Source organism: Streptomyces sp. NPDC059851, assembly GCF_042732005.1.
Lineage (GTDB): Bacteria > Actinomycetota > Actinomycetes > Streptomycetales > Streptomycetaceae > Streptomyces.
On the sequence record NZ_JBHWJJ010000032.1, the window covers coordinates 57,129 to 71,114 of the forward strand.

Below are 13,986 nucleotides of genomic sequence, written 5' to 3' on the forward strand. Positions count from 1 at the left end.
CACCTGTTACCGCAGGTAGAACGGGTCGCGCCCTATCAAACGATGAGGGGCGCAGGCAAATTTGGCTTAATTCCGATGTCCATGGTAAAGCGATCAGCGTCGCCCGGTCGGGGGAGTCGCGGGGACGCAAGTGGACACGTGCATCCGTTCACGATCCCCACCGCCCCCTGAAGGGGCTGTCGGGCCGACCCGCCGACGATCTTCCCGACGCGCAGCCGGCCGCCCCGACCGTCTCGCCGACGATCTCCCGGCCGACCCGCCGACGATCTCCCGGCGATCCCGCGGTCGATCTCCCAGCCACCCTCCGACGGTTTCCCGGTCACTCCCGCGACCGCCCCGCGGGGCGCTTCGGACGCGACTCGCTCACGACACGATCACGGACCGGCCACGAGGGCCCCGCGACGAGACTCTCCTGTGACCTGCGCCACTCTGAACCGACCCCTCCGAAACGGGCCTTGGCCAACTGCCCGCGGGGATGGTAGGCGCGGGACCAAATAGGACTTATTGCGGAAACCCCATGATCACAGCCTTGTGAGGGGGTGTCCGATTCGCCCGTTACGGCGTCAATAAAAGTCGCGCCACGCCCGGTTGCCGCACTTCTCGCACAACTGTGGCGCAGACCACGTTTCTTGAAGCGGACCGCACCCCCCTGATAGCGGTTGTCCTCATGTCCCACACCGCTCACATACCCAGCCACCGGAAGCCCCGTCGCAGCGCCTCGAAGCTCGCGGTACGCGCCGGAGTTGCCGGTGGCGTTCTCAGCACCCTGGCGATGGCCGGCACGGCGAGCGCGTCCCCCGCCGCCGAGCCCGTGACCGAGACCCTCGAAATGCCGGTCCTCAACGTGGACCTGGCCTCCGAGGTCTCCTCCGCCGTCACCACCGCCGCGGAGAACACCCGCGCGGCCGCCGTCGAAGGCGAGCTCCAGGCCGAGGAGGAGAGCGCCCGTAGCGGCGCCGCCACCGAGGCGAAGCAGGCCAAGGAAGCCGCCGAGAAGAAGGCGAAGCAGGAGGCGGACCGCAAGGCAGAGGCCGAGCGCGCCACCCGCAACGCCGAGCGCTCCGCGCTGAAGACGGCCTCCGCCGCGTCCTCTTCCGCGGGACAGGGTGTCGGGACCGTCACCGCGCCGTCGACCGGCTCCGCGGCCGCCATCATCAACTTCGCCCGCGCGCAGGTCGGCAAGGCCTACGTCATGGGCGCCACCGGCCCCTCCGCGTACGACTGCTCCGGCCTGGTCCAGGCCGCGTACCGCCAGGCCGGCATCTCCCTGCCGCGCACCTCGCAGTCGCAGTCCTCGTACGGCACCTCGGTCTCCCTGAGCGCCCTGCAGCCGGGCGACATCCTGTACTGGGGCTCCAAGGGCAGCGCCTACCACGTCGCGATCTACGTCGGCGGCGGCAAGTTCGTCGGCGCGCAGAACCCCAGCACCGGCATCGTCGAGCGCAACCTGAGCTACGACCGGCCGACGGGCGCCGTCCGCGTCCTCTGAGCCCCTCAAGGCACCCCGTACGGCCCGAGGGCCGGTACTCCCCCGCTCGGGGGCGGAGTACCGGCCCTCCGCCGTGCGCCCGCACGGCGGCCCGCACCGCCCGGGGCACGGCCCGCTCCGACGCAGCGCCCACCATCCCCGTGGGGGCGTGAACGCACCGCGGCCGTCGGAGCCGTACGAGGACCACGGCGGCAGCGCGGACGGCCGCCCCAATAGTGCCTACGGCCGCCCCGGCGGCGACGACGGTCCGGCCGACGCCACCGCCCTCCCGGCCGCCGCCGGGCTCTTCCCCCTAGCCGGCGGCGGCTGTCTGCTCAACACCGCCCGCCCCTGGGACGGACCCGGACATCCGCTCGTACCTCACCCTCCTGGGGCCGCGGCCCTGACGGTGCGGGCCCGGGGGCCGTGCTGACGGCCCGCTGCGTCCCCGCCGTCCCTCTGAGCCGGTACGCCGCCCCCGGAGCCCTCCAGCCCCGCTCAGGCGCCCGCCGGAGGCCCGTACGACGACGAAGCGGGCCGCGCCGGGGAGAACCCGGCACGGCCCGCCCGGGCCGCCTCCGACGACGGGACCCGCTGACGGCGGCGGGCTCCCTCACACGGCCCGGACGGCCGTGCGGGCCGTCACCGCTTGAGCGTGACGTACAGGTGCCTGGTGTCCGAGATGACGTACGCGCCCGTGTCAGGGTCGTTCGCGCCCGCGGTCGCCTGCACCGTCGTCCGTCCCTTGAGCAGCGGCGTGCCCACCTCGGGCATGTGGACGAACACCTCGCTCTTCCACGGCACCTTCTTGCCGGGCACGCAGTCCACCTCCGCGCGGATGAAGCCGAGGACGGTCTGCGGCTGCTCCTGCCTCGCCGAGCCGGTCACGTTCACCTTCACCGGCTTGGTGCAGGTCACCGTCCCGTTCAGGGTCGCCTTGCCGTCCTTCGTCAGCTTGCCCGCGGAGGCGACGGAAATGCCCAGGGCAACCGGCTTCGGCGGCGCCTGGCCGCCGCTGAGGCTGATGCTGCCGGTGAGCTCCGAGCGGTCGTCACAGTCCTGCGCGTACGAGGCCTTGAACTTCTCCACCGTGCGGCCGTCCGCGCCGAAGACCAGCTCCTGGATGGTGAAGGAGCCGGTGAGCGCGGCGCAGCCGCCGTGGTAGCCGTTCACGAAGAGGGCGGGCCGGTCCAGCGCCACGCCGGGCATCTCCGGGACCCGGACCGCGTCGGCGTAGCTGCCCACCGCGAGCGTCTGCCCGGCCGGCGCCGCGAAGTCGAGCGTCCAGTTGTCGCCCGGGCGGTTGACCGCGATCCGGAGCGTGCGGTGGTCGGCGGAGGCGGTGGCGTCGAAGGTGTCGCCGCTGTTGCTGTCGTACCAGCGGCCCCCGTCGCTCTCCCCGTTGCCCATGTCCCCGAGCCAGTTGAACGAGCCCGTCGGCACGGGTGCCGCCTGGGCCGCCCCCGCGCCGGCGAGGCCCGCCGTGAGCGGCAGCGCCAGAGCCGTCAGCGCGGGGGCCGTCCGGGCCGCCGCGCGCCGGGTGCGTGCGGGCATGCGGAACTTCACTGTGGATCCCCCCAGATGATCGACTCCGGCGAGTCTGCCAAGGTCACGTGCAGGAGGGCAACCGGCGCGCCCGGCAAGCCTGTTGAACGCGAGCGTCCGTTTTCAGGCCCGGGGGGCCACCTTCGAAAGGCCGTTGATGATGCGGTCCATCGCGTCGCCGCCCGCCGGGTCGGTGAGGTTGGCCAGCATCTTCAGCGTGAACCGCATCAGCACCGGGTGGGTCAGGCCGCGCTGCGTCGCGACCTTCATCACCTTCGGGTTGCCGATCAGCTTCACGAAGGCCCGACCCAGCGAGTAGTAGCCGCCGTAGGTCTCCTTGAGCACCTTCGGGTAGTTGTGCAGCGCCAGCTCCCGCTGCTGCCGCGTCGTCCGGGCGTTCGCCTGCACGATGACGTCGGCCGCGATCCGGCCCGACTCCATGGCGTACGCGATGCCCTCGCCGTTGAACGGGTTGACGAGCCCGCCCGCGTCGCCGACCAGCAGCAGGCCCTTGGTGTAGTGCGGCTGCCGGTTGAACGCCATCGGCAGGGCCGCACCGCGGATCGGCTGCGTCATGTTCTCGGGGGTGTAGCCCCAGTCCTCGGGCATGGACGCGCACCACGCCTTGAGGACCTCGCGCCAGTCCAGCTCGCGGAAGGCGGAGGAGGAGTTGAGGATGCCGAGGCCGACGTTGGACGTGCCGTCGCCCATGCCGAAGATCCAGCCGTAGCCGGGCAGCAGCCGGTCCTGGGGGCCGCGCCGGTCCCACAGCTCCAGCCAGGACTCCAGGTAGTCGTCGTCGTGCCGGGGCGAGGTGAAGTACGTGCGGACGGCCACGCCCATCGGGCGGTCCTCGCGCCGGTGCAGGCCCATCGCCAGGGACAGCCGGGAGGAGTTGCCGTCGGCGGCGACCACGAGCGGCGCGTGGAAGGTGACCGGCGTCTTCTCCTCGCCCAGCTTGGCGTGCACGCCCGTGATGTGCCCGGTGCGCGGGTCGCGGATCGGCTCGCCGACGTTGCAGCGCTCGTGCAGGCGGGCGCCGGCCTTCTGGGCCTGGCGGGCCAGGATCTCGTCGAAGTCGTCGCGCTTGCGGACGAGCCCGTAGTCCGGGAAGGAGGCGAGTTCCGGCCAGTCCAGCTGGAGCCGCTGACCGCCGCCGATGATCCGCAGGCCCTTGTTGCGCAGCCAGCCTGCCTCTTCGGAGATGTCGATGCCCATCGCGACCAGCTGCTTCGTGGCGCGCGGGGTCAGACCGTCACCGCAGACCTTCTCGCGCGGGAACGCCGTCTTCTCCAACAGCAGGACGTCCAGTCCGGCCTTGGCGAGGTAGTAGGCGGTGGTCGCGCCGGCGGGCCCGGCCCCGACGACGATCACATCCGCGGAGTGTTCGGAGAGGGGCTCGGTCACTGCGGGGTCTCCCGAAGGCTCGATAAGGGGTGCCCATGGGCACGGGACGTGTGCAGTCTATGCAGCGAGAGAGATCGCGAATCCGAAGGGTTACCTGATGACAAGCTCGCCGACCTCGCTGACCTCGCCGACCTCGCCTTCCCGGCCGCTCCCCGCCGTCCGGCTGCGCGTGCCGACCGACGAGGACGCGCACACCTGGCACGGGGTCTTCGCCGACCCGGACGTGATGGAGTTCCTCGGCGGGCCGGCCGAGCTGTCCGCGTACGAGGAGTTCACCGCCCGGCAGCGGATGCACGACGCGCAGCTCGGCTACTGCCTGTGGACGCTCCTGGACGAGGACGGCGAAGTCCTCGGCTTCACGGGCGCCCAGCCCTGGCCGGCGGAGAAGGCCTGGGGGCCGGTCGGCGAGATAGAGATCGGCTGGCGGCTGGCCCGGCACGCCTGGGGCAAGGGGTACGCGTACGCCGCCGCGCTGACCACCCTGGAGCGGGTCCGTGCCGCCGGGGTGCCCCGGGTCGTGGCGATGATCGACGACGCCAACGCCCGCTCGGTGGCGGTCGCCGAGCGACTCGGCATGACCCTGGAGGAGGTCTTCGCCCTCCCCGGCGGCACCCGCACCGGCCGCCGGTACGCCCTCGCCCTCTGACCGGCGCGGACGTCAGAAGACGGACAGGCCGGTCAGGGTCGTGAAGCGGTCGAGGGCGGCCACGCCCGCCACCGAGTTGCCCCGGCTGTCCAGGCCGGGGCTCCACACGGCGAGCGTGCAGCGGCCCGGGACGACGGCGACGATGCCGCCGCCCACCCCGCTCTTGCCGGGCAGCCCGACGCGGTAGGCGAAGTCGCCCGCCGCGTCGTACGTCCCGCAGGTCATCATCACCGCGTTGATCTGCTTGGCCTCGCTGCGGGTCAGCAGCCGGGTGCCGTCCGCCCGCAGCCCGTGCCGCGCCAGGAAGCGCGCGGCACGGGCCAGGTCGGCGCAGCTCATCTCGATGGAGCACTGCCAGAAGTAGTGGTCGAGCAGGGCGGGCACGGGGTTGGCGATGTTCCCGTACGAGGCCATGAAGTGGGCGAGGGCGGCGTTGCGGTCGCCGTGCTCGTGCTCGGAGGCGGCGACCTCGGCGTCGAAGCCGATGTCCGGGTTGCCGCTCTCCCGGCGCAGGAACTCCAGCATGCTGCTGCTCGCGTCGCCGGTCAGGGTCTGGAGCCGGTCGGTGACGACGAGGGCGCCCGCGTTGATGAACGGGTTGCGCGGGATGCCGTTCTCGTACTCCAACTGCACGAGGGAGTTGAACGGGTTGCCGGAGGGCTCCCGTCCCACCCGCTCCCACAGGCTGTCGCCGCCCTCGGCCAGCGCCAGGGCGAGCGCGAAGACCTTGGTGATGGACTGGGCGGAGAACGGCGTCCGCCAGTCCCCCACCCCGACGACGTTCCCGTCGAGGTCCGCCACGGCCATGCCGAACTGCGCCGGGTCCACCTCCGCCAGGGCGGGGATGTACTCGGCGGGGGTTCCGCTGCCCACCAGGTGCTTCACGTCGGCCGCGATCCGCTCCAGCAGCTCCGCGTAGTCCAGGGCCCCGGTGTCCACCGCCGCCGCCACCTCCGGCTAGGCCTTGACGCCGCGGTGCAGGGCGACGATGCCGCCGCTGAGGTTGCGCCAGGCGACCTCTGACCAGCCGGCCCGCTGCAGCAGCGCCGCCAGCTCGGGCTGCTCCGGCCACTCGCGGATCGACTCGGCGAGGTACACGTAGGCGTCGGGGTTGGAGGACACGGCGCGGGCCACCGGGGGCAGGGCGCGCATCAGGTACTCCGTGTAGACCGTGCGGAACGGCCCCCAGACGGGCTGGGAGAACTCGCAGATGACGACCTTGCCGCCGGGCTTGGTGACCCGGTGCAGCTCGCGCAGCGCGGCGTCGGTGTCCTGGACGTTGCGCAGCCCGAAGGAGATCGTCACGGTGTCGAAGACGTCGTCCTTGAAGGGCAGCCGCGTCGCGTCGCCGGCGGTCAGCGGGAGCCAGGAGTGGCGCCTCTTGCCCTCACGGAGCATGCCGAGGGAGAAGTCGCAGGGCACCACGTACGCACCGGTCGCGGCGAACGGCAGCGAGGAGGTCGCGGTCCCGGCGGCCAGGTCCAGCACCTTGTGCCCGGGGCGGGCGCCGACGGCCTTGGCGACTTCTTTGCGCCACAGGCGGGCCTGGCCGAGGGAGAGCACGTCGTTGGTGAGGTCGTAGTTCGCCGCCACACCGTCGAACATGGAGGCGACTTCGTGCGGCTGCTTGTCCAGGGAAGCGCGGGTCACTGGCGTGGGCCCCTCAGGTGCGTGGTTGGTTCCGGTCCGTGTGCGTACGGGCCCATCCTCTCAGGCCCGGCGGGGCGGCGGGGCGGCGGCTCCGCCCGGCCCACCCGGGGGACCGGCCCCGCCGTCCCGGGACCCCATCGGCGGAATGATCCATTCCGATTCGTTGTCGCGAGCGGCCCCAACCGAACTGGCCCCGAGGACAGTTATGCGCCACGCGGCTGAAGGGGTTAACTGTGCGGGCGCGGCCCGGTGACGGTCACCACCCGCCGGCTCCGGACCGTCCGGTGGCCGGATCTTGAGGGGGCCGCCCCGAGCAAAGGGCTTCACCATGCCGGCAGGTCGTTCCACCGGTCGCTCCACGAGCCGGTCCGCGAGCCGCACCACCACCGGCCGCGGCACCGCGCGCCGCACCACCGCGGCCCCCGCCGCCGCGGCCGACGCGCCCCGCGGACCGCGCGCCCGCCGACGGGCGGAGCGGCGCCGGCGGCTGCGCCGCACCCTCCTCGCATCGGCCACCGCCGTCGCCGCCGTCGCCGCCCTCTGGACGGCCTGGCCCGAGCAGGAGACGCAAACCGTCGCGGACCGCCGGACCGCCGCCCCGCGCCCCTCCGAGGAAGCCGGACGGGCCTCGCGGTCGGCCGGCGGCGCCCACGGCTCTCCCGTCCCCGGCAAGCCCTCCGCCCCCTCCGCCTCCCCCTCCCCGAAGCAGTCCCCGAGCTCCAAGGCCCCCGTCCCGGCCGCCGGGACGGGCGTGTTCACGGCGTCCACCCGGTCCGGTCAGCCGCAGGGCAAGGGGACCGCGCGGCGCTGGCGCGTCGAGGTCGAGCAGGGCAGCGGCGTCGACCCGAACACCGCCGCCCAGACCGTCGAGACCATCCTCGGCGACCCCCGCGGCTGGATAGCCGACCCGACGTACGGCTTCCAACTCGTCGGCGCCGGCAGCCCCGTGGACTTCACCGTGAAGATCGCCACCCCCACCACCACCGACAAGCTGTGCGAGGTGGTCACCCCCGAGCTCGTCGGCGAGACCAACTGCCGCGCGGGACACGACGTCGTCGTCAACCTCAAGCGCTGGCAGGAGGGATCACCGCAGTTCAAGGGCCCCGTCGAGGAGTACCGGGCGCTCATCGTCAACCACGAGGTCGGCCACGAGATAGGCCGCGGGCACGAGACCTGCCCCGGCCCCGGCAAGCCCGCCCCCGCGATGATGCAGCAGATCAAGGGGCTCCTCGGCTGCGTGGCCAATGCCTGGCCGTACGACCAAAAGGGAACCTACCTGTCCGGTCCACCCGTCCCTTAGAGCGGGGAGAGTTGGTGAATCGACCGTCCGGGCCATGACGGCCGGGGGCGAGGAGTGGAAACCGTGCGCGTCGTCAGCTTCAGCGTCCCTGCCTGGTTCCCGGCCTACAAGCCGGCGCAGAAGAAGGAGGCGCTGCGGCACGCGGTACGGCTCACCGAACAGGAATCCGCCGTGTTCCTGTGCCTGGCCACCGGGGCCTCCAACGCGGAACTCGCCGGCGAACTCCAACTGTCCGTCAGCACGGTCAAGTTCCACGTCCAGAACATACGGACCAAGCTCGGCGGGATCAGCCGCCTCCAGGCCTGCCTCCTGGCCGCCCTGGCCCGCGAGGACGGCCGCCTCGGCACCGCAGGCCGTGGCGCCGCCGGCCGCAGCACCGGCGGTCTCAGCGCCGGCGGTGCAGCAGCCGCCCACCGATGACGGTGGCCACACAGCTCGTCGCGCCCACCACCGCCAGCTCCGGCAGATCCGCCGCCGCGAACACCGCGAACCGGGCCGGAGCCCCCTCCTGGAGCACCCCGTGGAAGGCCTCCTCGACACGCTCCCGCCCCGCGAACGGGTCCAGCGACGCAGCCCCGGAAGCCGAGGCGCCCCCCGCCGCCGGCGGCAGCAGCTCCAGCCCCGACCGGGCCACGGCCGTGCGCACCGCCGGGACCGTCAGCCGTCCCGCCACCGCCACCACACCGCGGGCCAGCAGCCGCTGCGTCGCCCGCCGGGCGCTGTTGCCGCGGCGGGCATCGGTCAGCTGCAGCGCGGCCAGCGCCTCCGCCCCGGTCACCGGCCCGGTGCCGAGCTCGGCCGTCTCGTACGGGTCGTCCGGGTAGTACGCGCCCTCCAGCAGCTCCTGCGCCCCGTCCACCAGCAGCCCCGGGGTCAACACCCCGGGCCAGCGCCGGGTCCGCGCGTGCGGCCGGGCCGCTGCGAGCTCCTCGTACGGGCCGACGCCCGCGATCCGGTCGCCCTCGACCAGGACGGCCCCGCCGGGCAGGGGCCCGGCCCCGCGCCCGGCGACGAGGAGCCCGGCGGCGTGCAGCGTCAGCAAGGCCGGATCACTCGGCCGGGATGAGCTTCAGCTCGGGGTGAGCCGTGCCGCCCTCCAGGGCGGTGGAGGAGATGTGCGAGACCACGCGGTCGTCGACCGGGTCGTCCGCCGGGTCGTCGTGCACGGCCAGGTGCTCGTACGTCGTCGAACGCTGCGCCGGGGTACGGCCCGCCTTGCGGATGAGGTCGATGATCTCCTGGCGGTTGGAGCGGTGCTTGGCGCCGGCCGAGGAGACGACGTTCTCCTCCAGCATGACCGAGCCGAGGTCGTCAGCGCCGTAGTGCAGGGAGAGCTGGCCCGCCTCCTTGCCGACGGTCAGCCAGGAGCCCTGGATGTGGGCGACGTTGTCGAGGAAGAGGCGCGCGATCGCGATCATGCGCAGGTACTCGAAGACCGTCGCCTGGGTCCGGCCCTTGAGGCGGTTGTTCTCGGGCTGGTACGTGTACGGGATGAAGGCGCGGAAGCCGCCCGTGCGGTCCTGCGTGTCCCGGATCATCGCGATGTGCTCGATGCGCTCGGCGTTGGTCTCGCCGGTGCCCATGAGCATGGTCGAGGTGGACTCCACGCCCAGCCCGTGGGCGAGCTCCATGATCTCCAGCCACCGCTCGCCGGACTCCTTCAGCGGGGCGATCGCCTTGCGCGGCCGCTCCGGCAGCAGTTCGGCACCGGCGCCCGCGAAGGAGTCGAGGCCGGCCGCGTGGATCCGCTTGATCGCCTCTTCGGCGGAGACGCCGGAGATGCGGGCCATGTGCTCGACCTCGGACGCGCCGAGGGAGTGGATGACCAGCTGCGGGAACGCCTTCTTGATGGCGGAGAAGTGCTCCTCGTAGTACTCCACGCCGTAGTCCGGGTGGTGGCCGCCCTGGAACATGATCTGGGTGCCGCCCAGCTCGACCGTCTCCGCGCAGCGGCGCAGGATGTCGTCGAGGTCGCGGGACCAGCCCTTCCCGGTGTCCTTGGGGGCTGCGTAGAACGCGCAGAACTTGCAGGCCGTGACGCACACGTTGGTGTAGTTGATGTTGCGCTCGATGATGTACGTCGCGATGTGCTCGGTGCCGGCGTAGCGGCGGCGGCGCACCGCGTCGGCGGCCTGGCCGAGGGCGTGCAGCGGGGCGTGCCGGTAGAGGTCGAGCGCCTCCTCCTTGGTGATCCGGCCCCCCGCGGCGGCACGGTCGAGGACAGACTGGAGAGCGGCCTGGTCGGTCACCGGTGCGTCACCCTTCGGCGGTGTGTCAAGAGATCCGGACCGATCCAGCCTACGCCAGGGCCCGGTGGCCGATCTCACCGGCTGCGGGTCAGGTCTCCCTCTGGGTTTCCGGCCGCGGCGTCGCCGGAGCGGTAGTGCAGCGTGCCGTTCGCGTTGAGGGTGAAACGCTCGTCGGAGGAGCCGTTGGAGCAGACTCCGGGGGCGGGGTTGGGGCCGCCGGAAGTGTCCAGGACCAGGGAGCGGTCGGTGGCCGAGACGAGCTTCCAGTCGCCGGAGCAGTCGGTGCCGAAGAAGGGCAGGACCGACTTGTCGCGGCCGACGACCTCGCCGACCTTGCCGGCCTTGATCGTGATCTGGAACTCGCTCGGAACCCCCATCCGGGCCGTGGTCACGGTCCCCTTCCAGGTGCCGACCAGCTCCGGGGGAACGTCGTTCCGGCTGCCCTTGGGCGGCGCGGAGCCGTCCGGGGGCGTCGGGGCGGGGCTCGTCCCGGCCCGGCCGGAGGGCGTCGACGCGGCGGACGGCGGCTCGGCGGCGTGGTTCCGCCCGCCCCCCACCCCCGGCACCAGGCCCAGCTGGAACAGCCCGCCGGACAGCGCGACCGCCACCGCGGCGGCCGCGACCACCACCGTGCAGCTGAACCGGCGCCCGGCGGCGGTGACGGTGAGCTTGCGCCCACCACCGCTACCGCCGTCGTCCGGGGCGGTGCGCGGCTGCGGAACCCCGCTGCTCCCGGGCCCCCCGGTTCCGCTGCCCGGGCTGCCGGCGCCGCTGCCGGCGGTTTCCGTCGGCGCGCCGTACGGCCCCGCCGTGGCGGCGGCCCCGGTCCCGGCCGGGCCGCCGTACGAGCCGCCGTACGAGGGGTCCGGTGCGCCGAAGACGCCGCCGACGCCGGGGCCCGCCCCGCTGGCCGCGGCCCGGTCCCCGTAGGAGGGGGTGGTGAACGGGACCGGCCCGGAGGCGCTCTCCGGCTCCGCTTCACCGGCTTCCAGGTCGAGCAGCGCCACCGCGGCGCGGCTGGCGTCCTCCATCACGGGCGCGGGGAGCCAGCCGGGGACGCGCAGGGCCCCGTCGAACGCCTCCGCCACGGCCTGCGGGGCCGGCCGGGCGTCGGGAGCCTTGGCCAGGCAGGCCGCGACCAGGTCGCGCAGCCCGCCGGGCGGGAGTGCGTCGAGGTCCGGCGGCTCGTGGACCACCTTGTAGAGGAGGGTCGCCGAGTTGTCGCCGGTGAACGGCGGCCGCCCGGTCGCGGCGAAGGCCAGCACCGCGCCGAGGGAGAACACGTCGGCGGCGCCGGTGACGCCCTTGCCGAGGATCTGCTCGGGCGACATGTAGCCGGGCGAGCCGACGGAGACGCCGGTGGAGGTGAGGGAGGCGGTGCCGTCCGTGGCACGGGCGATCCCGAAGTCGATCAGGCGGGGCCCGTCGAGGGTCAGCATGACGTTCGACGGCTTCACGTCGCGGTGGACGAGGCCCAGCCCGTGCACCGCCACCAGGGCGCGGGCCAGCCCCTCGCCGACCGCCCGTACGGCGGCCGGCGGCAGCGGCCCGTGCCCGGCCACGGCCCCGCCCAGCGAGGGGCCCGCCACGTATCCGGTGGCCACCCACGGCACCGGCGCCTCGGGGTCGGCGTCCAGGACGGGCGCGGTCCACTCGCCGCCGACCCGCCGGGCGGCCTCGACCTCGCGGCGGAACCGGGCACGGAACTCGGGGTCGGAGGCGAAGTGCGGGTGCACGATCTTGACGGCGACCGTCCGGCCGCCCGCGCTGCGACCGAGGTAGACCCGGCCCATGCCCCCCGCGCCGAGCCGGCCCAGCAGCCGGTACGCGCCGATGCTCCGCGGCTCGCCGACCTCCAGTGGCTGCATCCCGTCCCCTCCCCCGTGGTCCCGACGGCGTGATCCACCTCGTGATCCACCTTAGGGGCGCCAGGAGGATGGCGGGGCCGTTCCGCGGGCTCGAACCCGGCGAGCATCCGTTCCCGGGCCGGCTGGTCCGGGCCGCCCCGACGGGGCGGGAAATCGCCGGCACCGTGGCCGGATGACCGGACGGATGAATTCACGGCGACGGAAGGAGAACAGCGTCGATGACAATAGGAAAAGAGTGGGAATTCCGCTGGTCGGCCGGCTCGGAAGCCGGACCGCCACCATAAACCGATCAAGAAACGGAACACGGGCCGCACCCGAATGCCCCGCGGACCTTCAGGACAGCTTCAGCAGCTCCACGGCGACATCCGCCGGATAGCCGGTCGAGTGACCCGTGCGGCGCGCGAATTCCCTTACGCCGGCCAGCTGTTCCGGCCCGAACCGGAAGTCGAGGGTGGTGAAGTACCGCTCCAGCAGTTCGGCGTCGAAGGCCTCCCAACGAGCCGCCTGCTCGGCCACCTTGGTGACCTCCTCCAGGGAGATGTCCCGGGATTCGAGGAACGCCTCGTGCACCTGCCGGACCACGACCGGCTCACGGTCGAGGTAGTCCTTCCGGGTGGCCCATACGGCGAACACGAACGGCAGCCCGGTCCATTCCTTCCACATCAGCCCCAGGTCGTGGACGTCGAGGCCGAGCCGGGGGGCGTCGTGCAGCGAGGCGCGCAGCGCGGCATCGCCGATCAGCACGGCCGCGTCGGCTTCCTGCATCATCAGCCCCAGGTCGGGCGGGCAGCTGAAGTAGTCGGGCCGGACTCCGTACTGCTCGGCGAGCAGCAGCTGGGCGAGGCGTACGGAGGTGCGGGACGTCGAGCCGAGGGCGACGCGGGCGCCGTCCAGCCGGTCGAGCGGCACCTGGGAGACGATCACGCAGGACATGACCGGGCCGTCGCAGCCGACCGCGAGATCGGGGAAGGCGACGAGCTGATCGGCATTGCGGAGGAACTCCACGAGGGTGATCGGGGCGATGTCGAGACCGCCCTGGACGAGCTGCTCGCTGAGCTTCTCCGGGGTGTCCTTGGTCAGCTCCAGGTCCAGCAGGGTGCCGGTTCTGGCCAGCCCCCAGTAGAGGGGAAGGCAGTTCAGGAACTGAATGTGGCCGACCCGGGGCCGGCTGCGATAGACGTCCACATCGCGAGACTAGCTGGCGGCCCCGCGTCAGCCTTCGAGCGGGTCTCAAACGTCCGGGTGACGTGATCTTTCCCTCTGGTCTCGGCCGCATGGTGCGTGCTAGGCTCGACGCAAGTTGCAGTTTGGTTTCCCTTGCAGTACGAAGCCTGCGGAGATGTGACCCGCGGGCTTTAGTAGTTTTCAGACTTCTTAGCAGGTTCTGGAGCAGGGCGACCCTTTGGCCCATAGGAGGGCTCATGGCTACCGGAACCGTCAAGTGGTTCAACGCTGAAAAGGGCTTCGGCTTCATCGCCCAGGACGGCGGCGGCCCGGATGTCTTCGTCCACTACTCCGCGATCAACGCTTCTGGCTTCCGCTCCCTCGAGGAGAACCAGACCGTGAACTTCGACGTCACGCAGGGCCCGAAGGGCCCGCAGGCGGAGAACGTCACCGTAGCCTAATCGCTACGGCCAACCCCAACCGGTTGGATCGCAGTACCTGAGAGAGCAGTACCCAAGGAGCCCTGCCTCCCCCGTCCGCACACGGACGGAGGACGCGGGGCTCCTGCCTTTCCCTCCGGGCGCCTTTTCCCTCCGGGGCGGGACGTGTGAAACGGCCGGGGCGCCCCCCGGGACCGGGGGGGGCCGCGCGTGTGGGGGGGGGGGTTAGGGGAGGAGGGGGGGACCCCC

13 protein-coding genes are annotated in these 13,986 nt (G+C 72.6%); 5 read left to right on the forward strand and 8 right to left on the reverse strand.

The annotated features are described in order from the left end of the window. Positions 1–667: 667 nt before the first annotated feature. The gene (locus ACFV7Q_RS14310; protein ID WP_385428182.1) at positions 668–1,489 is read left to right on the forward strand and encodes a C40 family peptidase; all 822 of its coding nucleotides are present in this window, start codon (positions 668–670) and stop codon (positions 1,487–1,489) included. A gap of 621 nt (positions 1,490–2,110) precedes the next feature. Here the strand turns inward: ACFV7Q_RS14310 and ACFV7Q_RS14315 are convergent. Both ACFV7Q_RS14315 and ACFV7Q_RS14320 read right to left on the reverse strand, forming a co-directional pair. Next, positions 2,111–3,022: a hypothetical protein gene (locus ACFV7Q_RS14315; protein WP_385428185.1), complete on the reverse strand. Its 912-nt coding sequence runs from the start codon at positions 3,020–3,022 to the stop codon at positions 2,111–2,113. A gap of 114 nt (positions 3,023–3,136) precedes the next feature. Next, complete coding sequence (locus ACFV7Q_RS14320) at positions 3,137–4,420, reverse strand: geranylgeranyl reductase family protein (protein ID WP_385428188.1); 1,284 nt, start codon at positions 4,418–4,420, stop codon at positions 3,137–3,139. Between the two features lie 97 nt (positions 4,421–4,517). On the opposite strand from ACFV7Q_RS14320, the gene ACFV7Q_RS14325 reads away from it, so the two are divergent. Further along, positions 4,518–5,066 (forward strand): GNAT family N-acetyltransferase, encoded by a 549-nt coding sequence (locus ACFV7Q_RS14325; protein ID WP_385428191.1) that lies wholly within the window; start codon positions 4,518–4,520, stop codon positions 5,064–5,066. 12 nt (positions 5,067–5,078) lie between these two features. Here the strand turns inward: ACFV7Q_RS14325 and ACFV7Q_RS14330 are convergent, their stop codons facing one another. Further along, a complete protein-coding gene (locus ACFV7Q_RS14330; protein ID WP_385428230.1) occupies positions 5,079–5,990 on the reverse strand; it encodes a glutaminase in 912 nt (303 codons plus the stop codon). Between the two features lie 33 nt (positions 5,991–6,023). Further along, positions 6,024–6,716, reverse strand: a complete 693-nt coding sequence (locus ACFV7Q_RS14335) for a demethylmenaquinone methyltransferase (protein WP_385428194.1) — start codon at positions 6,714–6,716, stop codon at positions 6,024–6,026. Positions 6,717–7,044: 328 nt separating this feature from the next. Between ACFV7Q_RS14335 and ACFV7Q_RS14340 the strand changes: the two genes are divergently transcribed. After that, positions 7,045–8,016, forward strand: coding sequence for a DUF3152 domain-containing protein (locus tag ACFV7Q_RS14340; RefSeq protein ID WP_385428196.1), 972 nt, complete (start codon positions 7,045–7,047; stop codon positions 8,014–8,016). A 63-nt stretch (positions 8,017–8,079) separates the two neighbouring features. After that, entirely contained in the window at positions 8,080–8,436 is a 357-nt protein-coding gene (locus ACFV7Q_RS14345; protein ID WP_385428198.1) for a response regulator transcription factor, read from the forward strand. Here ACFV7Q_RS14345 and ACFV7Q_RS14350 read toward each other — a convergent pair. From ACFV7Q_RS14350 to ACFV7Q_RS14365, 4 genes are all read right to left on the reverse strand, one after another. Continuing rightward, complete coding sequence (locus ACFV7Q_RS14350) at positions 8,402–9,058, reverse strand: hypothetical protein (RefSeq protein WP_385428201.1); 657 nt, start codon at positions 9,056–9,058, stop codon at positions 8,402–8,404. The two genes, ACFV7Q_RS14345 and ACFV7Q_RS14350, sit on opposite strands and share 35 nt — an antisense overlap. Before the next feature lie 7 nt (positions 9,059–9,065). Beyond that, a complete protein-coding gene (gene mqnC, locus ACFV7Q_RS14355; protein WP_385428203.1) occupies positions 9,066–10,265 on the reverse strand; it encodes a cyclic dehypoxanthinyl futalosine synthase in 1,200 nt (399 codons plus the stop codon). A gap of 74 nt (positions 10,266–10,339) precedes the next feature. Continuing rightward, positions 10,340–12,133, reverse strand: coding sequence for a serine/threonine-protein kinase (locus ACFV7Q_RS14360; RefSeq protein ID WP_385428206.1), 1,794 nt, complete (start codon positions 12,131–12,133; stop codon positions 10,340–10,342). A 333-nt stretch (positions 12,134–12,466) separates the two neighbouring features. Beyond that, positions 12,467–13,318 (reverse strand): menaquinone biosynthetic enzyme MqnA/MqnD family protein, encoded by an 852-nt coding sequence (locus tag ACFV7Q_RS14365; protein WP_385428209.1) that lies wholly within the window; start codon positions 13,316–13,318, stop codon positions 12,467–12,469. 236 nt (positions 13,319–13,554) lie between these two features. On the opposite strand from ACFV7Q_RS14365, the gene ACFV7Q_RS14370 reads away from it, so the two are divergent. Then, a complete protein-coding gene (locus ACFV7Q_RS14370) occupies positions 13,555–13,758 on the forward strand; it encodes a cold-shock protein (protein WP_360624020.1) in 204 nt (67 codons plus the stop codon). The last annotated feature ends 228 nt before the right edge of the window (positions 13,759–13,986 follow it).

Coding starts and splice junctions, on each gene's coding strand:
- ACFV7Q_RS14310 (WP_385428182.1), top strand. CDS start 668: ATGTCCCACACCGCTCACATACCCAGCCACCGGAAGCCCCGTCGCAGC.
- ACFV7Q_RS14340 (WP_385428196.1), top strand. CDS start 7,045: ATGCCGGCAGGTCGTTCCACCGGTCGCTCCACGAGCCGGTCCGCGAGC.
- ACFV7Q_RS14370 (WP_360624020.1), top strand. CDS start 13,555: ATGGCTACCGGAACCGTCAAGTGGTTCAACGCTGAAAAGGGCTTCGGC.
- ACFV7Q_RS14360 (WP_385428206.1), bottom strand. CDS start 12,133: ATGCAGCCACTGGAGGTCGGCGAGCCGCGGAGCATCGGCGCGTACCGG.
- ACFV7Q_RS14315 (WP_385428185.1), bottom strand. CDS start 3,022: ATGCCCGCACGCACCCGGCGCGCGGCGGCCCGGACGGCCCCCGCGCTG.
- ACFV7Q_RS14325 (WP_385428191.1), top strand. CDS start 4,518: ATGACAAGCTCGCCGACCTCGCTGACCTCGCCGACCTCGCCTTCCCGG.